Origin of the sequence: Vibrio sp. FE10, assembly GCF_030297155.1 — a bacterium.
Classification (GTDB): domain Bacteria; phylum Pseudomonadota; class Gammaproteobacteria; order Enterobacterales; family Vibrionaceae; genus Vibrio; species Vibrio apostichopi.
The window spans coordinates 1849688-1868924 of sequence record NZ_AP028067.1 but is presented as its reverse complement, the minus strand read 5'-3'; the positions used below and the strand labels follow the sequence as shown (position 1 = coordinate 1868924).

Sequence of the window (19237 nt, the reverse complement as noted above, 5' to 3'; positions counted from 1 at the left end):
CAATAAAAAATACCGCTGATTCGATCCGCGGTATTTTTGTAATTTGACTATGCCATACGATGGAAGTTTTTCTCAGGTATCGGTCTCGATAATAGCATCCAATATTCATTTGCTCCTTTCAACTTTCTCGCCCTAATAAACGAGGCAACAGTCCAATCCGCTAACAAACATTAACGACACAGAAATAACTAACAAACTAGAGGTAACCAAAAAAGCAACGCTACCTACGATTAGCAGTGTATTAGCTAACCCAGCCAAGACAGGAAACGCGCCCTTGGTCAAATAATCAACTTTCATGTGGCTACTGAGGTGTAAAATTAGAAAAAACAAGACAAATGGTGACAATACGACCCAGAAAATGATGCTACCTTGCCCTGCCGCTCTTCCAATTGGAACCAAACCATACCATGTCAGCAACCCGGCAATCACTATTGAAGTTACTGCTGCTAAAAAACCGTTAACAAATAACCAACCCTTAAGAGCCATACTGAAGCCCTCATATTAGGAACTCTCTATGTGAGTATAATACAAATGAAATCGAAGAACTTAGGTACCTGAGATTGCTCGTAAGCTCCGCTACACTCGATGCTAAAGGTTGGTTTTACACAGTCTAAAGACAGCCTGAACGTCTCAGGCATCAATTGCACAAGTTATTCTAAATTCTTGTTTGTCCATACTGTATGAATCTAGATTAAATTATTTAATAACAGAAAATGTAGTACTTTTGAATTTGTACAACACTAAGTTGAAATACTACAACATTGGTAGGCTTGTCACTTCGCAACCAAAGACAAGCAGTGCTTACCTTAAATATCGTCAGGCACTCTTGAGTTGTTTATGAGACAACATTACTCGACGTGTTAGGTTTAACTAAAAAGGCGTAATAGACCCTGAATCAAGTTCCTGCCTGACTCTGTAAACAGCCAAACGAAGCCACCGACATTTAGAAGGATCGTAACCCAAAGAATGAATTTGAAAGGTTGCTTTCTCGACTTATGTCGTAACAGGAACTGAGCAAGTAAAGCTCCGGGCCAGCCTCCCAACAGTGAAAGTATATGAAGCGTACTCTCTTGTGTTCTCCAACTTCCATTCTGTGCAGCTTGTTTATCCCAAGCGAACATAAAGTAAGTGAAGATGCTCAATATAAGATACAAAGGGATAAGAAGTAACTCCCCTTTGAACACGATTATCGATGCTGTTGCTGCAACCAAAAAGCTAGAACTAAACAACACGGTAACAGGAAAGCCATTGGTACCTTGAACAATGACGTTTTCAGCATTGAGGCGTCCTTTTTCATCCTCAATCACATTGAAGGAGACGTTATCTTGTAATTTAGGACGGTAACCACGATTTTTGACGGATGAAATATGAAAAAATACTCTCAGCTCACCACCAACGGAAGAAATAAAGCCATAACCTCTAGAGTCATTCCATTCTACTATTTGACCTTTCATCATAAATCTTCCTACTAGTAACGCCTGTGGACTAACTGCGCTAAGTAATGAGCAACGCTCCAAACATACCTAAATCATTATGTCTTGAACAATACACTAGCTCGAATAAAAAATGGCGCAAACAGCGAATCAACTTGAAACATCAGTTAAGCTTTTTGTTTCGCACAGGTTATTGCTTGAGCTATTTTAGCCCTATGATTCACTTCCCACTCAGTTAGTGTTAATGAAGCTTCTTCACGTGTTTTCTTTGAAGCCATTGCAAACACTTCATCTTGTCTTGATTTAGGAATAACGACAATACCCTCTACATCAGCAACAATGACATCCCCCGTAGAGACTCTTGCTCCCCCGCAAGTGATTGGTGCACCCAATTCAGAATAGACCTCCTTTTTTCCCGGTACCGGGTGGACGCCTTTCGCAAAAACTGGGAACTTCATGTCTGAAATTTCACTCAGGTCCCGAATTACACCATCAATAATAAAGCCTTTTATCCCTCGGCTCTTAGCTACTGCGCATACATTTCCGCCAGCCACCGCATATTTGCTATCAACGCCATCGACAACAATGATAGACCCCTCGGGTGCTTCGTATATCGCAGCATGAAGCATTAAGTTATCACCAGAAGTTAACTGAACCGTAAATGCTTCACCAAAAATTCGCGTCATACCCTGCCAAAGAGGAACAATGTTGAAATCAATAAAGTGGTCGTTACTCAATATGTTTCCGTACTCGGTTGTCGCTAATTCAGAAAAATCTTCCTTCATATTTACTCTCCATGTTTAAACTAAGCCTGGCGCTGGATTGAGGTGTCAGGCACGCAAGACCTATGCTTCCGCATAAGCCTAATCACAAAAAACCGTATAGTAAAAATACCACGCATGTCGAATCTATTTTAAATTGTTCATAATGCTTGTGGCTCAGAAACCAAGGCACTTTCATTTGACCTAACGTACATCAAATGCTTATCGTAAAAGTCACTTTTTACACAACCATGTTGTAACGCTTTTTTATAGATTGAAGCCACAAATATATCGGCTACACTAAAGCTGTTACCCACTGCCAATCTTGATTCACGGCAAATTGACGTACTTAGCTTTTCTAGGCACCTCATAATCCAATCCCCACGAAGTTCGCGCTTTGACATTTCATCTAACTCTGGACGCATGAACTTTAATACGGTTCTGTTTTGGGGTGAGTGGATGCTGGTATTTACGTATTCACAAACTCTTCGGATATGAGTTTTTTCATCAAGATTTTTGCCAAATAAGGTTGGTTTAGGAAAGCGTTCTTCCAGATACTCGATAATCGCCATTGATTCAGAAAACACAGAACCATCGACAGAAAGTGATGGAACATAACCAAAAGGGTTTATATCTAAGTACCTTGTCGCTAGTTCGCTAGAGCTAACCTCAATTCTATCGTAATGTATCCGCTTGAAGTTGAGTACCCACTCCACTCTTTCAGAGCTGTTCGAGCCTTTTGCGCTATAAAGCAAAACTTCCATGCATCCTCCTTACTATCAAACCAATACTAACCACGATAAAAAATCAAATCACCAAGTGAGGAAAATAACCCTATTGCATATTTCGGAGCTAGCCGACCGCCTATTTCGGTTTTAATCGACCACCAAATCCGTTTTTAACCAACCACTCATTTCGGTTTTAATCATCCACTTTTCGGTGTGTTTCCGAAATCGATGGTCGATTTACCGAAATAAACCTCTTTTCTCTTTTAAATCAATAGGTTTAACCTGAGTCTTTCATGTTGAGAGCACTAAGGATAAATCATGCCGAAAAAGAGAATGCCAATGAATAAAATTAAGGAAATCTTACGCCTCCGATACGAGTGCAATCTTTCTAATCGACAGATCGCCGCTTGCCTCAATATTGCTCATTCCACTGTATCCCAGCATCTATCCCGATTTAAATCCAGTGGCCTCACGTGGCCACTGGAAGAGACTCATCATGAAAATCAAGTCACCCAAGCTTTGTTTGATGGTCGCTCATCTTCTCAGCATAAAGTGATGCCTGATTTCACTCTCTGCTACTTAGAATTGAAGCGTAAAGGGATGACTAAAGCTTTGCTTTGGGAAGAGTATTGTCATCAGCATCAAGACAAAGCCTATGGCTATACACAGTTCTGCGAACTGTATAGACGTTGGCTAAAGACACAAAAACGCAGTATGCGCCAACTTCACCATGCTGGTGACAAGCTCTTCATTGACTACTGTGGCCCAACGATCCCTGTTGTGAATCCAGATACAGGAGAATGCCGACATGCTCAGGTATTTGTCGCCACTTTAGGAGCGTCAAATTACACCTATGTCGAGGCGAGTGAGAGCCAAGGGCTTGAACACTTCCTCATGGCTCATGTGAATACCTTTAATCACTTTGGTGGTGCTCCGAATCTACTTGTACCTGATAATCTGAAATCTGCTGTAACGAAAGCAGACTGTCATAGCCCTATCCTCAATGAGAGCTACCGAAAACTGGCACAACATTACGGCGTTGCTGTGATGCCAGCCAGGCCCTACAAGCCTAAAGATAAAGCCAAAGCTGAGAACGCAGTTCTCATCGTAGAGCGCTGGATAATGATGCGCCTTCGCCACCAAGTGTTCTATACAATGGCTGAGCTGAACCTGGCTATCCGAAAGCTGATGCATGACTTAAACCAACGAGAGATGAAACAGCTTGGTGTCAATCGACATGACTTGTTCAACAAAGTTGACCGTCCAGCGTTAAAACCACTGCCATCGCAACCATATGTGTATATCGAAACTAAACGAGCAACCGTCTCCCCTGATTATCACATTCAATATAAAAAGCACTTCTACTCTGTGCCGCACCAACTTGTTGGGCAACAAGTTGAGCTTGAAGCAACGCATCAAATAATACGTATCTACCACAAAGGGAGCATTGTTGCTCACCACTGCACAAGCCAAAAAGAATATGGTCTCTCTACCGTTTACGAGCATATGCCAAGCAACCATCAATACCAATCATGGACACCCGAGCGTTTTATCCGTTGGGGAAAATCTATTGGGCCAGCCACAGGTGAACTGACTCAGATGTTGCTCAAACGCCCAGAGCATGAAGCATTGGCCTTTAGAAGTTGCTTTGGGTTACTAAGTCTTGCCAAAAAGCACTCAGACGCACGGTTAGAACAAGCTTGCCGAGATGCCTTAGTGACAGAGAAGCCATACCTTGGCTTCGTCAAAAACTTATTGAAGAACCATCGAGAAGGCACTCTCTCTCAGCCTTCCACTGATACCCCAAACCTTAAACACACTAATGTTCGTGGTTCCAACTACTACCACTAGGAGAAACAATATGGACGCAATAATCCAACAGTTAAAATCACTACGCCTAAGTCATGCTTCTGATGCACTGGAACAGCAAAGGATACACCCCGCGACCTATGCTGAACTTGGCTTTGAAGAAAGGTTAGGACTCATCCTTGATCATGAGATAGTGAACCGAGATCAAACCAAAATCCAACGACTTAAACGGCAAGCCAAGCTGCGCCTAAGCGCTAGCGGTAATCAACTGGACTACCGCCCAGAACGAGGCTTAAAAAGAGCAATGATGGGAGAGTTATTATCAGGCACTTATTTACAAAAGCGACAGAATGTCCTGATTACAGGTGCAACAGGTGCAGGTAAAACCTATGTTGCTTGTGCGCTCGCCGAGCAGGCGTGTGAGCAACACTGCCCAAGTCGTTATTATCGCCTAAATCGTTTACTTGATGACCTGAGTAGTAGCCGCCTTGATGGCAGCTATCAAAAGCTGCTACTGAGCTTGTCTAAGAAAAAACTGTTGGTTATCGATGACTGGGGAATGGAAAAACTCAGCCAAGAGCATGCAAGTAATCTTCTCGAAGTGCTAGAAGATAGATACCAAGAGTGCAGTACAATCATTATCAGCCAACTACCTGTAAAAGAATGGCACGAGATGATCGACAACTCGACGATCGCTGATGCGATCTTAGATAGGTTGGTTCATCAAAGTCATAGAATCGAGTTACGAGGGGAATCAATGAGAAAACTGGCTTAAATCGACCACTTGGAGTAAAACTAAGGAAGAGAAAAGAGAGGCTTAAAAAGGTGGTCGATTAAAAACGAAACTAGGGGTCACATCAGCCGAAATACGCACCCTATATTACGTTCTACTTTTGGCAGCAGGAAAGCTTAAGAAAGCCGTAATAATCGCGTGTGTTCGAAAGATGGTTGTGACCCTTAATTCTATGCAGAGAGATGGCGCCATGTGTGGTCGAAGCGCGACCAAGAACTGGTCATTGATACTATAGTCCCTTGTTATGTGCTAGTTTCTGTACCGAACAATACCATCCCAGTTTTCGCGATCTGAAAAATCATTAATCCCTATAGATGACTTATTACCTGATTCTTGAATAACCTCTTCTAGAAGCTGCGTTGACCACTTAAACGTCTCCAGTGCTTCACCTAGGCTATTGTGATGAAAAACTGATATATGAACTAACAAACCGGTAGCACTAATACTGTCTAGTACTCTATTAGACACAGCATTAATTGTTTTCATTGCGCAACTAATTGAAAACAAAACTAATGAGTGATTTAGTTCAAAAGCTTCGCAGCTGTACAAGTCGTCTTCGTACGTTTTTGCGACATCCACCATAGATTTAACGGCGAGATCTAAGTTACTTTCACAGCTTAAAATTACAAAATATGGGTCATCGTAATCATCAATCCCTTCTATGTATGAACTCAACTCTTTACTAATTTCCAAGCTATTAAAAATTTTACTACTTAACATGTTTGACCTTTATTTTGACAAATTATCGCTAGCCCATAACGTCCAATTAAGCAGCTAACAACGGCATTAATATACTCAGAATCACTCAAGCTAAAACCATTAAAAATGCTACGTGTTGGCTTTCGGCTTAAATTGTTTGTTATAGTTTCACTTGTTTGAAGTACTGTTTATATTTTGTATTTTCCGAATAACCTAATTCTTCATACAGTAATTGAGCTACAACGTTATCAAGCGATGTTTCTAGTTCAATACCTTTCGCATTAGTGTTTCTGGCATATATTTCTGCAAATTCCATTAGGGCTCGACCAAGTCCTAATCCCCTTGCCTCTGTAGATACATAAAGATCATTTAACGCCCAGTATTTTTTTAACGAAATTGAACTGAATCCTTGGTATAACGTTACAAAACCAAGTACTTGCTCTTTAGCTATTGCTAGGAGAAAAACACCACTTCCATCATTTAACCTAGAAGCTATCCAATCTGAAGATTCACTTTCACTAGCTGTACTATCTAGGCTCACCGACAACTGACGGTAGCATGAAAAAGCATAGATAACTGCTCTAGATCTTCAACTTTTGCTTCACGAAATTCCATTTTTACCTCTTAAGTTATAACGCCTTGTTTAAGGTGTGAGGCACGTAATGCCAAAGCTACCGTAACCACCTTAAACACTAAAGCCAACGCATAGTAAAATGCCATGTGTTGCGAATCAATCTTAAGCAATTTGTTATGTTCATCATTGGGTATCACGCAAAGCATTTATTATTTTATTTATAGCCAAATAAGTTATCGGAGTACACTCTTCTGGTAACTCGTTAATATTGAACCAACGTAGCTCTCGACACAAATCAGATTCTGCGTTTTCTAATTCTCCTACCCAATCAAAGCAAAGATAAAAGTAATGACGAATAGACATACTAGAATCAACCAATTCTGCAATTAAGCTCAACTCTCTAGTACTCACCGAAACTTCCTCCAAAGCTTCACGTTCAGCCGCATTTAGAGGAGACTCACCATCTTCTATCCGTCCAGAAGGAAAGCCCCAACACTGGTCAAACGCTTCAGTATTTTGGCGATAACCAAGCAGTAACTGATTTCCTGAAATAAAGACAATTTGAACTACGTTTTTCATCTATATGATATTTCCTTTGGAGAACATAACGAATGACATGGATTCCCCCTACCGAAGAGCTGCCACACTTATATGGTACTTAAATGCATCGGATGCACCATGTCTGATTATTCCTATTTCTGCGGTATCGACCTAGCTAAAAACCACTTTAGTCTTCATGCCGTAAACCAAAATAGTAAGGTCATACTTCATAAGTCAGTAACTCGCTCTAACCTACTGACTACAATAGCAAATATGCCACTCATGCGTATAACGTTGAAGCGTGTGGTGGTGCACATTATTGAACAAGAACACTCAACAAGCTGGGTCACGACGCCCGTATTATGGCCGTTAAATACGTAATCCCTTATCAAACTAAGGGAAAGAATGACCTTAATAATGCTCTTGCCATATACGAAGTTGTTCAACGTCAATCAACTCGCTTTGTAGCCGAGCAACAAGCCATCTTATTTGTACATCGCGTAGGCTGGTCTGTTTTTGCTGCTTTTTCTTTCAACAAAACGATGACAACCGTTATGTGTCTAGCTGATAATTTACTCAATGTTAATAAATTATCAGTTATAAAATGAAGCAGAATCTGCGACTTGCCAAACGCCTTTAACATTCCCTTGAGTATCGATACTCCATGCATGACAAAAACGAATCAAAATCGGATCTGCGTCTTGTGTTTTTATGACTTGGTAATGACCAAGTGCAACAACTTTATCTCCACTGTCGACAAAACTATCTGGTAAAGCAGCAAATGAATAAGCTTGTGATCGAAGATTTGTATAAAAGACACCAAGTATTTCAGGTAAGCCTCGATAAACCTTTCCTTCAGGAAAGCCAGGAGATACATCCCAAATAGGCTCGTCTACCAGTATTGCCTTTAATGAATCTATATCTGAAGACTTAAGTGCACTATATATAGATTTTACTTGTCGAAGATTTTTTGAATCTTCTGAGTTTATTTCCAATATTGATGTCATGACATTCTCCATGAATAATTAATTAAATTCTCGGTCTAATGCTTTGTTATGTACCTGATTTACCAAACCTATATTGTTCTACAGTACCAGCGATAAAGCACAAGCCAACATAAAGCCATACACTGCTGGCAATTAGCTCCCAAGTATCCAAACCAGTAGGGGTAATTAATATTGGTATTGCAATTAAACCACGCACAGTACAAAGAAATGAAATAGTAATTAAGGCTGGCTTAAGTAAAGGCATTTTGCGAATTAAACCTACGGCTGAAAAAGAAAACAAAGTACAAGCGAACATTAAACCCGCAACGAATACGGTACTTAATGGAGCGAGCAAAGTACCTTGCACCGCAGAGTCGATTATTGGCTGAGGTGCACGAGCAAACGCAAACCAACTTGGACCACCCCAAATACAAAGAAGGTGCCAAATGGCAGAAGCTGAAGCTATAGCTCCAGAACTGATTAATAATTTTGATTTAACACTAAAATTCAATGTGAACTCCAATATTGCACTGGCACACAACAGTTATAAGAAAATAAATTTACATTTAGCTCAGTTGCATATGAGCGGAACTCTACCACAATTAATTTCATCATTTCAGTGACTTAAAGCACATATAATCACGTCAAATGATAAGATAAAGAACATTTCCGCACTGCATAGTTCTAGCGGAAATCGTCCTGAGCTGTATATAGCCACTGTTCATCTACACATATCCCAACCACAAAAAAGCCTGCCATCTATGCGAACATAAATGGCAGGCTTTATACGTTAGTTAAGCTTGTGAGTCGCTAGATTACGCGGCTTCGAATGCGAGGGCTTTCTTCTCTACCTGACGGAAGATCAGCGTCAATATGCCGTTTACTGCTAGGTAAAATGCACCAGCAATACCGAACACAGTGAGTGTGTCGTAGGTTTGGCCGTTGATACGCTGAGCGTACCCCATCAAATCCATGATGGTGATGGTACTTGCCAATGAAGTGCCTTTGAATACTAGAATCACCTCGTTCGAGTAAGCTGGAACGGCGCGGCGCAGTGCGTATGGCAGTAACACTTTAAGCGTTGCGATTTTGTCCATGCCTAGAGCTCGACATGCTTCCCACTGCCCTGCTGGTATTGCATTGAATGCACCTCTGAACAGTAGCGTACTGTACGCTGCGGTGTTCAAAGCTAATGCTAACATCGCGCAGAACCAAGGTTGGCTTAACCATGTCCATAGGAAGCTTTCACGAATCCAATCGAATTGACCTGGGCCGTAATACACCAAGAAGATCTGCACCAATAATGGCGTACCTGTGAACAGCGTAATCAGGCCACGAGTGAACCAATGTATTACTGGTAATCTTAGAATCAGCGTTACTGTCATCAACAGTGACAAGATACAACCAACAAGCAGTGAAGCACCGGTCAGTTGAAGGCTGGTCGCTAAGCCTTCAAGCATTTGAGAGAGGTATTGTTGATTCATGCCATTGCCCCTTTGTTACCCAAACCTTGAATAGAGAACTTGCCATCAATCACTTTCACCAATCTTTGCGTGATTAAAGTGATGATTAAGTAGATAGCCGCTGCAGTCGCGTACCAAGTAAATGCTTCGTGCGTAGCTGCTGATGTTAGTTGCGCCTGCTTCAATAGATCGGTTACGCCAATCAGTGAAACCAGTGCGGTGTCTTTTAATAGAACCAACCATTGGTTCGTTAAACCTGGTAGTGCGTGTCTTACAGCCTGTGGCAATACAACTCTGAAGAAGGCGCGAGATTGAGGAATACCCAATGCACTCGCTGCTTCTCTCTGCCCTTTACTTACTGCTTTCAATGCACCACGAATGGTTTGTGAAGCATAAGAAGCGAAGATAAGTGACAACGCAACAACACCAGATAAGAACGGGCTAACTTCAATAAAGTCACCAGTGATCATGAAGAGCACTTGTGTTGAACCAAAGTAGATAAACAAAACCACCAAGATTTCTGGTAGGCCACGTACGATAGTCACGAACGCGGTTGTCGGCCATTTGATTGCAATACGGCGAGACATTTCACCGCCAGCAAACAGTACCGCTAAAACTAATCCAACCAATAGACTTACGAACGCAAGCTGAACTGTCATCCAGCTTGCTTCGACGAGCCCTAAAGAGTAACCCGTTAACTGCATATTACTTACCGAAGTACTTGTTGAAGATCTTGTCGTATTCGCCGTTCGCTTTAACCGCTGCAAGTGCTGTGTTTAGCTGTGCAACGAGCTCTGGGTTGCTCTTGTTTACTGCGATGCCGAAACCGTTACCGAAGTATTCTTGGTTCGTTACTTGCTCGCCAACGTAAGTTAGGTTGTCTTGCTTCTTAAACCATTCCGCTACTACCGCTGTGTCACCGAATACTGAATCGATACGACCGTTTTTCATGTCGATGAATGCATCTTGGTAGCTTGAGTAAGGAACAGCGGTTACGCCCGTCATTTGCTCAAGTAGGAAGCTTTGGTGAGTAGAACCGTTTTGAACGCCGATACGCTTACCTTCAAGTGCAGCTTGGTCTGCTACTTTGCCTTCGATAGAGATGAATGCTGCAGAGTTGTCGTAGTAAGCATCAGAAAAGTTCACTTGTTGAAGACGTGCTTCAGTGATGTCCATTGCCGAGATAGCCGCATCGTAACGTTTGAATTTAAGAGCTGGGATCAGGCTATCGAACGCTTGGTTGTGGAAAGTACAGGTCGCTTTCATCTCTTCACAAAGCGCGTTTGCTAGATCAACATCGAAGCCTTGGATTTGGTTGTTCTCGTCCATGTATTCGAACGGTGCGTAAGTTGCTTCCATTGCGAATTTGATTTCTTCTTGAGCCGCTGCATTGAAAGAAGCAAGACCGATAAGTGAAGCTAGTAGAATCTTTTTCATTTTGTTACTCCGAATACATTGTGATAGTGGCCTATGGCCATTCTTATAATTTGATTGTTTTAATCGATGTTGTGTTTAGGTAAATCTAATAGTGACTTAGTGAGTCAAATATTCAGCAAACTCTGGGGTCTGCGGATTAATAAATGCGTCGTTGGTGCCGTGTTCAACGATGTAACCCTTCTCAAGGTAAAGAACATGGCTTGCAATCTTCTTGGCGAAATCAACTTCGTGAGTCACAACAACCTGAGTGATCCCTGTGCCGCTTAGCTCTTTAATGATGCTAACAACTTGGTTGGTGATCTCTGGGTCGAGTGCTGCCGTTGGTTCATCAAACAGCAATACATCGGGCTTCATCATAAGAGCACGTGCAATCGCAACACGTTGTTGCTGACCGCCAGACAGTTGAAGTGGCCAAGCGTCTGCTTTGTCTGCAAGCTGTAAAGTGGTCAATACCGCTTTTGCTTGTTTGATGGCTTCTTGCTTATCTAAGCCTGCAACTTTGGTTGGCGCTTCAATCAAGTTTTCCATTACCGTCATGTGTGGCCACAAGTTGTATTGTTGGAAAACCATGCCGACTTTACGACGAAGTTTAAGACCCTGCTTCTCTTGGATCTGACCAGCAAAGTCGAATTGCTCGTTAGCAATGTCTAATTCGCCGTTGTCCGCGATTTCTAGCAGGTTCAAAACACGCAGTAGTGAACTCTTACCAGCGCCGCTTGGGCCAAGCAGTACCAAGGTTTCGCCACTCTCACAGTTAAAACTGATGTCGTGAAGAACTTGGATATCGCCATATGATTTGTTGATGCTCTTTACTTGAATACTCATGCCGGATTACTGCATTAATTGTCATTTGTTGGTTATTCTATTCAAACTGAACGTTTATGCAAGATAAATGTATAAAAAACTAATTTGTTGAATTTTTGTAACAGATATTGCATAAAAAATAGTCTCAATGACTGGTCTTACATCTCTAAATTACAAGTTATTGATAAGATTGATCTAGAGATAAAAGGCAAACGTTTTACTGATAATTTATAAATCACCACTGGGTTGTAAATCTATGAACACACTTCCCTATTGATTTGGAATTACTTGCATAAAAATTAGGGTTAAAAAGCCAATTTCACAACCACCTTGGTGTACAGGAAATGCTTAATTTTCCCTTTAAACAGTTTCTGTTGATTCAATCAGTGTTAAGAAAATTTTGGAAATTGAGTTTCCTAGGAAGCGTCACGCGGCAATAAATGCTTTAATGGCATCGATTCTCAATAACAAGTTTTCAGCAGCGAACAACACGTATTACAAGCTACAAGCCATCTATTCTTAAAGCGACAACACATTAAGGCAGTCATATGCAAAACGATGTCTCTTCTACGCTCGACTCTACTCAGCGATCGACTCAGCGCTCTACTCAAAAAGCGCCAGAACCCAAACCTGAGAAGAAAAGCCTCAGTATTCTGTTCGAGCTCAGCAAATTTATTCAACCCTATAAAGGCCGCGTAATTGCAGCATTGATCGCGTTGATCTTCACGGCGAGCTTAACCCTTTCGGTCGGACACGGTATTCGTCTTCTTATCGACCAAGGCTTCAGCCAACAATCGTTATCAGATTTAGGCAGTGCGATTCAATTCATCATGGTGGTGGTCGTTTTGATTTCGATTGGCACCTTCTTCCGCTTCTATTTGGTCTCTTCTGTTGGGGAACGTGTGAGTGCGGATATTCGCCTATCGGTTTTCAATCACGTGGTGACACTTCATCCGAGTTACTTTGAAACCAACGGCAGTGGCGACATCATGTCGCGCATCACAACAGACACCACCCTGCTGCAAAGCATCATTGGTTCGTCGTTTTCTATGGCGATGCGAAGCGCGCTGATGTGTATTGGCGCCATCATCATGCTATTCGCGACCAACATTAAGCTAACGCTGATTGTGTTGGCCTCGGTGCCGTTTATCTTGATTCCGATTTTGGTGTACGGTCGACGTGTGAGAGCCCTCTCTCGCCAGAGCCAAGATTCGATGTCTGATGTGGGCTCTTATGCTGGCGAAGCGATTGAACATATTAAGACGGTGCAAAGCTACAGCCGAGAAGCACAAGAGAAAGCATCATTCGCGATTGAAGTGGAAAAGGCTTACGAGATTGGTCGCCAACGCGTTAAACAGCGTGCGATTCTGATCTCTGGCGTGATTGTTATCGTGTTCAGCGCGATTGCAGGCATGCTTTGGGTTGGCGGCAGTGATGTTATCAACGGCACGATGTCGGCGGGTGATCTGGCTGCATTTGTCTTCTATGCGATCATGGTGGCTTCATCGCTGGGTACGATTTCTGAAGTGATGGGTGAATTGCAACGCGCGGCAGGTGCGACAGAGCGTTTGATTGAAATTCTACAAGTTGAAAGCCACATTGTTGCGCCTGTAGAAAGCCCAACATCACTGGATAACGTAACACCAGAAGTCGCTTTTGATGATGTGACCTTCTGCTACCCATCAAGGCCAGACCAGCCCGCAACAAGCAACCTCACGCTAACGGCCCATGAAGGTAAAGTATTGGCATTGGTTGGCCCGTCTGGCGCAGGTAAAACCACTCTATTTGAACTGCTGCAACGTTTCTACGACCCACAAGTGGGTAAAGTAACGTTAGGCGGTGTTGAACTGAATCAATTTGATCCGAATGAACTGAGAAAGCAGATGGCGTTAGTTCCTCAGCAACCCGCTCTGTTCAGTAACGATGTGTTCCATAACATCCGATACGGAAACCCAGAAGCAACGGACGAGCAAGTGATCGAGGCGGCGAAAAAAGCGCACGCGCACGAGTTCATTCAGAACTTACCTGAAGGCTATCACAGCTTTCTTGGTGAACGTGGTGTGAGATTGTCTGGCGGTCAGCGTCAGCGTATTGCAATCGCACGTGCCATCTTAAAAGACCCGAATATTCTATTATTGGATGAAGCAACCAGTGCGCTAGACAGCGAAAGTGAACATCATGTTCAACAAGCTTTAGAAGAGTTAATGCGTGGCAGAACGACCATCATTATTGCGCACCGTTTATCAACAATTAAACACGCCGACCAAATTGCGGTACTCGATAAAGGACAGCTAGTAGACATCGGCGACCACCAGTCGCTCATCAATAGCTGTGAACTGTACCAACGATTGGTTGAACTGCAATTCAAACACCTCAGTAGCTAAGTTATAGAGCAAAAGCGTTTAAGTCATTAAGTAATGAAAGACTAAGTCCCTGACATTGTGTGGTTTCAAGCTTCAAAAACTTAAATCACACGTGTTGCAGTTTTGTTAATTTAACGGTAGGGTTTTTATTCCAATAACAACTTATTCCCGTAGATAACAATAAGAGAGTTCGCATGGAAGCATTATTATCTGACTACCCGGTAGTAACAGAAATCCCAGTCGCTTGGGGAGAAATGGACGCGCTTAATCACGTTAACAACGCCGTATATTTTCGTTATTTCGAAACCGCTCGCTTAGATTTTTTCAAGCACGTCGAGCTGATGGAAGAAATGGCGATTACCAAAGTTGGCCCTGTTCTTGGCGACACTTATTGTAAATATTTCCGACCAGTCACGTATCCAGACACGCTGATGATTGGCTCTCGCGTTACAGATATTCAAGACGACCGCTTCACCATGGAATACGCGATCGTCAGTAAGACTCAGCAAAAGCTAACGACAATCGGCACTGCGACCATCGTTATGTTCGATTTTGCTTCAAACCAAAAAGCGCTGCTTTCACTGCGTTTAACCAATGAAATCGAAAAGATGAACACGTTAAAGAGCCCATGCTTCAAACAGGAAGCCGTGACGGAATAACGTGTTAGCTAATTGAGAAAGACTCAGCAAATTTCAGACATTAAAAAGCCACTCGATTGAGTGGCTTTTTGTTTGGTCTTCTGGGCTTATAAGCTTTTGGCTATAGACGTTGGAGCTTATAGACCTTGAACGCTACAAACCTTGGACCCTATAGACCTTGAACGTATTGAGCGTTAGTACGAATTTCGACTAGCTGCTCTAGGTTCTGTTGTGAACCATCAACGCCGTCAATCAAACCTTGGAAGTGTTTGATCAGCTCTACTTTGTCTTGTACTTCTTTCGAACCTGCACCGATGTTGGTTAGGTCGATGAAGAACTCATCGAACAGACCAGAGAAATCCGTTACAGCGTCATGGTTTAAGAACTGCTCGTGGTTGTAAATGCTTGGGTAGCCGCCCTTCTGTTTATCAACCGCGAAAGAGATGCCTTTCACGTTAGTAATCGTGGTCGCTTTCTCACACTTCAACATACAACCCGCTTCGATGCTTGGCTTGTTACAACCGACAGTTCTTTGGAAGAAACACTGACGGCTGGTCATCATCAAGATTGGGTGGTAGATGCTGTAGAACAGTTTGAAGTTCTCTGGGCGGCGAATATGACGAATCTGACCTTTGTTGATCTCGTTCGAAATGAAAGCACCGGCACAGTTCAGCTCTTCTTTCAGCGTAACCAGAGCGTGAGAGTTTGTGGTGTTCATGAACGGGCCAGCAACCCACTCGATACCCATCTCGTAAGCTTTGTAAGCAATACCCGTATTATTGGTCACGATGCGAGCTGGCTTGATCTCTTCAAGAATACGAACCGCTTCGTCATAGTCTTTACCGATCAATACTGCAGGGAACCAAGGAATCAAGCGTGGGTTTGCAGCTAAGATGTCGATGTACTTGTTGCAACGCTTCTTGAAGCTTTCAGGCAGTTTGAAGTAAACATCCGCTTCAGTCACATCACACAGGTGCAAGTCTTCCACATCAGCGATAAGCATCGACATGGTTGGCTTGTCGTTCACCTTAGGGTGTTGTGGTAGTGCTGGCACGTCAACGTGCTTAATCACTTCTACAGAACCATTAAGAACGAAGTCGATTTCATCTTTAAGATTAGACACTTCTTTCAACGGAATAATCAGGCCAGCATCAAGGTTATCGTAGTTGTAGCTCTCTAATGTATGAACCGCACTCTTAACCGCTTTAAAACGCTTCTCAAGTAACTCTTGATCGATCGCTTTCTCACCTGCCGCTATCAGAAGCGATTTAGATTGAACCGTAAAGTTCTCTTTTGATGTGTTCACTGTCACCGTGAATGGTTGACCTAGCTTCGCGCTAAACGACAATGACACCGGTGTTTTACGAATATCAAGGAACTCGATCTTGTCGCGCATTTCGCTGCCTAGGGCATTCTTAGCTTCGTAAAGATCGCTGGTCACTTCTTGAATTTGAACAACAGAGATTTCATTGTTCTCTTTCGTCGCTTTATCAACAGCGTAATTCATGCTGTTGTCGCGCGGGTTATCGATGAACATGTCTTTCGTTAGGTTGCCCTTAAGGAAAGAGTTAGTGAAATCACGGTTGAATACTTTGTGTAGGTTCGAATCGTCTTCGATCAACAAACCACTTTCTACAAAGCTATCAATCTGTTTGCGCCACGTGTCTACCACTGTGTATACGTAGTGTGCACCTTTAATACGGCCTTCTACTTTCAACGAGTCAACTTTTGCGTCAACCAGTTCAGGTAGGTCGTAGTAAGCAGAGTTATCTTTCAAGTTCAGTGGGAACTTGTTACCTGCGTTGGTCACTTCGTACTCATCACGACACGCTTGGCTACAACGGCCACGGTTGCCCGAGTTACCGACACTTACAGAGCTTGAGTAACATTGGCCAGAGAACGCGATACACAAAGCACCGTGTACAAACACTTCAGTCAGTACATCGTGATCGTGCGCCACTTCCGTCAGCATCTTAATTTCAGGCAGGTTGAGTTCGCGAGACAAGTTAACGCGTGTTGCGCCAATCTTAGATAAGAACTTAACTTGGCCTTCATTGTGCGTAGTCAGCTGAGTCGATGCGTGAACATCTAATGATGGGAAATGCTTTTTCACCAAATCGAACAAACCAAGATCTTGAACGATGATGCCGTCTAGTTTGGTGTTCACTAATTGGTTTAGCAGTTTAGTGATGCTCTTAATTTCATGCTCCAGCAGCACAACGTTAAGAGTCAGAAACACTTCACAGCCATATTCATGAGCAAGGCGAATCACACCATTCAACTCATCTAACGACAGGTTAGAGGCTCTGTTACGAGCGTTGAAGGTGTCTAAACCGCAATAAACCGCATTAGCACCCGCTACGATAGCTGCTTTAATCGCCTCTACATCGCCACCTGGGGCTAATAACTCAATCTTTCTGCTCATTTTTGAAGTCGCTCACTTACTTATAATTTTTAAGCCGCGTATTCTACCTACATCACGATCTCTTTACCACCTAACAACACTTTTCAAACTAAATGACCTCAATAATGCCAAACGAATCCGATTTACCTATCCTTTATTCTTTAAGACGCTGTCCTTACGCTATGCGTGGAAGGATGGGGATAGCCTTATCAAAACAGCAAGTGTTGCTCCGCGAAATCGTCACCAAAGATAAGCCTAGCGAACTATTAGCCAGTTCGCCAAAAGGCACGGTACCAGTGCTTGTCTTGCCACAAGGTACGATTATAGAACAAAGCATTGAGGTGATGATTTGGGCATTGGGACAGAATGATCCTCAAGATCTAATGCGTTCAAGCAACCCCGCTCTAAACCAACAAATTCTTGAGCTTATTGGTCGCAACGATAACGAGTTCATTGGTCACTTAGAGAAATACCGCGCTTCAGTACGTTACCGAAACATCGATAGTGAACAACGCAGACACAACTGCGAAGAATTTATCACTGAATTGGAAAGTAAACTCAGCCATCATGATTACTTTTTTGGTGACACCCCTAGCCTCGCCGACTTTGCAGTAATGCCGTTTGTCAGCCAATTTGTGAGAGTCGAAAAGAAGTGGTTTGTACAGTCTGAATATCAAAACGTAGGACGTTGGTTAAGAGCGCATCTTGAAAGTAAGCTCTACACCCAAGTAATGAAGCAATACCCTTTGTGGAATGAAACGAAACAAGATTGTCTTTTTGGATAAGACAAAACAACGCACAACTGACCTTATTAACTATCTAGCTTATTAATAACTATCTAACTGGTTAATTACCTACCTTATTCATCAAGGATTGTTATGTATTTCGTGACACTGTGTCGCATGTAATGCCATTGATAGCATATTAGATATCAACGAAAATAGCCTTTCACTTAACCCGACGTTAGTTTGAATTGCGCTATGCCGAATCCTAAAAGTAACATCTTCGATAACCCCACTCATTGGCTGACCGGATTAGCGAAAATTTCACTGTTAGCGGCATTCTCGCTTAACCTTTCTGGTTGCAGCGCCAAGAACAAAGCAACAAACATAAATCAGTCAGATGACCAGACACACACCCAGACAAGCAAGCAAGGGAACAACAAGCCAAGCCAATCTTACACGGCGAAAAACTTCTACCGACAAGACAACAAAGTCACTTTGATCCTGTCTTTTTCAGGTGGCGGAACGCGTGCGGCAGCGCTTTCTTACGGTGTTTTACAAGCACTGCGCGATACCGATATGGAGATCGATGGCGAACGTATTAATCTGCTAGAAGAAGTCGACATGATCAGCGCTGTGTCTGGAGGCAGTTTTACCGCGGCTTACTACGGTTTGTATGGCGATAAGATATTCGAAGATTACGAAGAGGCGTTTCTCTATCACGAAGTGTCTGAGGATCTCATCTCTATTCTGTTGTCTCCAAGCTATTGGTTCTCCTATGCGACCAGAACGGATAAAGCGACCGACTATTACGACGCCAACATATTTGGGGACAGTACGTTTGCCGACATTCGACGTGACGGCGCGCCTTATATTGTGATCAACGCGACCGACATATCGACGGGTTCACGCTTTTCATTCACACAAGAATACTTTGACCTTATTTGTTCAGACTTAAACAGCTATTCGGTGTCGAGCTCAGTGACAGCATCATCTGCTGTGCCTTTCGTTTTCACGCCCGTAGTACTTGAAAACAAAAACAACTGTGACAAAACGGAGTATGTAGTTGACCCGATCTAATGG

The 19237-nt window shown here is 42.8% G+C and carries 20 protein-coding genes and 2 pseudogenes; 8 read left to right on the top strand and 14 right to left on the bottom strand.

Going from position 1 to position 19237, the window contains the following annotated elements; translation table 11 throughout:
• Positions 1-132: 132 nt before the first annotated feature.
• From QUF19_RS08590 to QUF19_RS08575, 4 genes are all read right to left on the bottom strand, one after another.
• Positions 133-486: a hypothetical protein gene (locus QUF19_RS08590; RefSeq protein ID WP_286298733.1), complete on the bottom strand. Its 354-nt coding sequence runs from the start codon at positions 484-486 to the stop codon at positions 133-135.
• A gap of 380 nt (positions 487-866) precedes the next feature.
• On the bottom strand, positions 867-1454 hold the full coding sequence (locus tag QUF19_RS08585) for a cold shock and DUF1294 domain-containing protein (RefSeq protein WP_286298855.1): 588 nt from the start codon (positions 1452-1454) through the stop codon (positions 867-869).
• 146 nt (positions 1455-1600) lie between these two features.
• Entirely contained in the window at positions 1601-2218 is a 618-nt protein-coding gene (locus QUF19_RS08580) for an RraA family protein (RefSeq protein ID WP_286298731.1), read from the bottom strand.
• 137 nt (positions 2219-2355) lie between these two features.
• Positions 2356-2958, bottom strand: a complete 603-nt coding sequence (locus QUF19_RS08575; RefSeq protein ID WP_286298728.1) for a glutathione S-transferase family protein — start codon at positions 2956-2958, stop codon at positions 2356-2358.
• 282 nt (positions 2959-3240) lie between these two features.
• Between QUF19_RS08575 and istA the strand changes: the two genes are divergently transcribed.
• The 3 genes and pseudogenes from istA to QUF19_RS08560 form a co-directional block, all read left to right on the top strand.
• Positions 3241-4773, top strand: coding sequence for an IS21 family transposase (gene istA, locus QUF19_RS08570; RefSeq protein WP_286291968.1), 1533 nt, complete (start codon positions 3241-3243; stop codon positions 4771-4773).
• Positions 4774-4783: 10 nt separating this feature from the next.
• Positions 4784-5506, top strand: a complete 723-nt coding sequence (gene istB, locus QUF19_RS08565; protein ID WP_286291966.1) for an IS21-like element helper ATPase IstB — start codon at positions 4784-4786, stop codon at positions 5504-5506.
• 106 nt (positions 5507-5612) lie between these two features.
• Positions 5613-5759, top strand: a pseudogene (locus tag QUF19_RS08560) (IS110 family transposase); the annotation flags it as partial.
• A 14-nt stretch (positions 5760-5773) separates the two neighbouring features.
• Here QUF19_RS08560 and QUF19_RS08555 read toward each other — a convergent pair.
• From QUF19_RS08555 to QUF19_RS08540, 3 genes are all read right to left on the bottom strand, one after another.
• Entirely contained in the window at positions 5774-6244 is a 471-nt protein-coding gene (locus QUF19_RS08555; RefSeq protein ID WP_286298726.1) for a hypothetical protein, read from the bottom strand.
• 139 nt (positions 6245-6383) lie between these two features.
• On the bottom strand, positions 6384-6764 hold the full coding sequence (locus QUF19_RS08550) for a GNAT family N-acetyltransferase (RefSeq protein ID WP_286298724.1): 381 nt from the start codon (positions 6762-6764) through the stop codon (positions 6384-6386).
• A gap of 216 nt (positions 6765-6980) precedes the next feature.
• Positions 6981-7376: an NUDIX domain-containing protein gene (locus QUF19_RS08540; protein ID WP_286298721.1), complete on the bottom strand. Its 396-nt coding sequence runs from the start codon at positions 7374-7376 to the stop codon at positions 6981-6983.
• Between the two features lie 99 nt (positions 7377-7475).
• On the opposite strand from QUF19_RS08540, the pseudogene QUF19_RS08535 reads away from it, so the two are divergent.
• Positions 7476-7840, top strand: a pseudogene (locus QUF19_RS08535) (IS110 family transposase); the annotation flags it as partial.
• 90 nt (positions 7841-7930) lie between these two features.
• On the opposite strand, the gene QUF19_RS08530 reads toward QUF19_RS08535, so the two are convergent.
• The 6 genes from QUF19_RS08530 to artP form a co-directional block, all read right to left on the bottom strand.
• Entirely contained in the window at positions 7931-8344 is a 414-nt protein-coding gene (locus QUF19_RS08530; RefSeq protein ID WP_286298717.1) for a nuclear transport factor 2 family protein, read from the bottom strand.
• A gap of 46 nt (positions 8345-8390) precedes the next feature.
• A complete protein-coding gene (locus QUF19_RS08525) occupies positions 8391-8834 on the bottom strand; it encodes a hypothetical protein (RefSeq protein ID WP_102433856.1) in 444 nt (147 codons plus the stop codon).
• Between the two features lie 304 nt (positions 8835-9138).
• Complete coding sequence (artM, locus tag QUF19_RS08520; protein ID WP_065112560.1) at positions 9139-9807, bottom strand: arginine ABC transporter permease ArtM; 669 nt, start codon at positions 9805-9807, stop codon at positions 9139-9141.
• Positions 9804-10490 (bottom strand): arginine ABC transporter permease ArtQ, encoded by a 687-nt coding sequence (gene artQ / locus QUF19_RS08515; protein ID WP_065103466.1) that lies wholly within the window; start codon positions 10488-10490, stop codon positions 9804-9806. The genes artM and artQ overlap by 4 nt, the downstream gene beginning before the upstream one ends.
• Position 10491: 1 nt before the next feature.
• The gene (locus QUF19_RS08510; RefSeq protein ID WP_065112559.1) at positions 10492-11223 is read right to left on the bottom strand and encodes an arginine ABC transporter substrate-binding protein; all 732 of its coding nucleotides are present in this window, start codon (positions 11221-11223) and stop codon (positions 10492-10494) included.
• Positions 11224-11319: 96 nt separating this feature from the next.
• On the bottom strand, positions 11320-12048 hold the full coding sequence (artP, locus tag QUF19_RS08505) for an arginine ABC transporter ATP-binding protein ArtP (protein WP_102433859.1): 729 nt from the start codon (positions 12046-12048) through the stop codon (positions 11320-11322).
• Between the two features lie 527 nt (positions 12049-12575).
• Here artP and QUF19_RS08500 point away from each other — a divergent pair.
• Both QUF19_RS08500 and QUF19_RS08495 read left to right on the top strand, forming a co-directional pair.
• Complete coding sequence (locus QUF19_RS08500; RefSeq protein WP_286298701.1) at positions 12576-14411, top strand: ABC transporter ATP-binding protein/permease; 1836 nt, start codon at positions 12576-12578, stop codon at positions 14409-14411.
• Positions 14412-14584: 173 nt separating this feature from the next.
• Entirely contained in the window at positions 14585-15049 is a 465-nt protein-coding gene (locus QUF19_RS08495; RefSeq protein WP_016786146.1) for an acyl-CoA thioesterase, read from the top strand.
• Positions 15050-15197: 148 nt separating this feature from the next.
• Here QUF19_RS08495 and QUF19_RS08490 read toward each other — a convergent pair whose 3' ends face one another.
• A complete protein-coding gene (locus QUF19_RS08490) occupies positions 15198-17453 on the bottom strand; it encodes a peptidase U32 family protein (protein ID WP_286298695.1) in 2256 nt (751 codons plus the stop codon).
• Positions 17454-17557: 104 nt separating this feature from the next.
• On the opposite strand from QUF19_RS08490, the gene QUF19_RS08485 reads away from it, so the two are divergent.
• Entirely contained in the window at positions 17558-18217 is a 660-nt protein-coding gene (locus QUF19_RS08485) for a glutathione S-transferase (protein ID WP_286298693.1), read from the top strand.
• A gap of 195 nt (positions 18218-18412) precedes the next feature.
• Entirely contained in the window at positions 18413-19234 is an 822-nt protein-coding gene (locus QUF19_RS08480; protein WP_286298687.1) for a patatin-like phospholipase family protein, read from the top strand.
• The last annotated feature ends 3 nt before the right edge of the window (positions 19235-19237 follow it).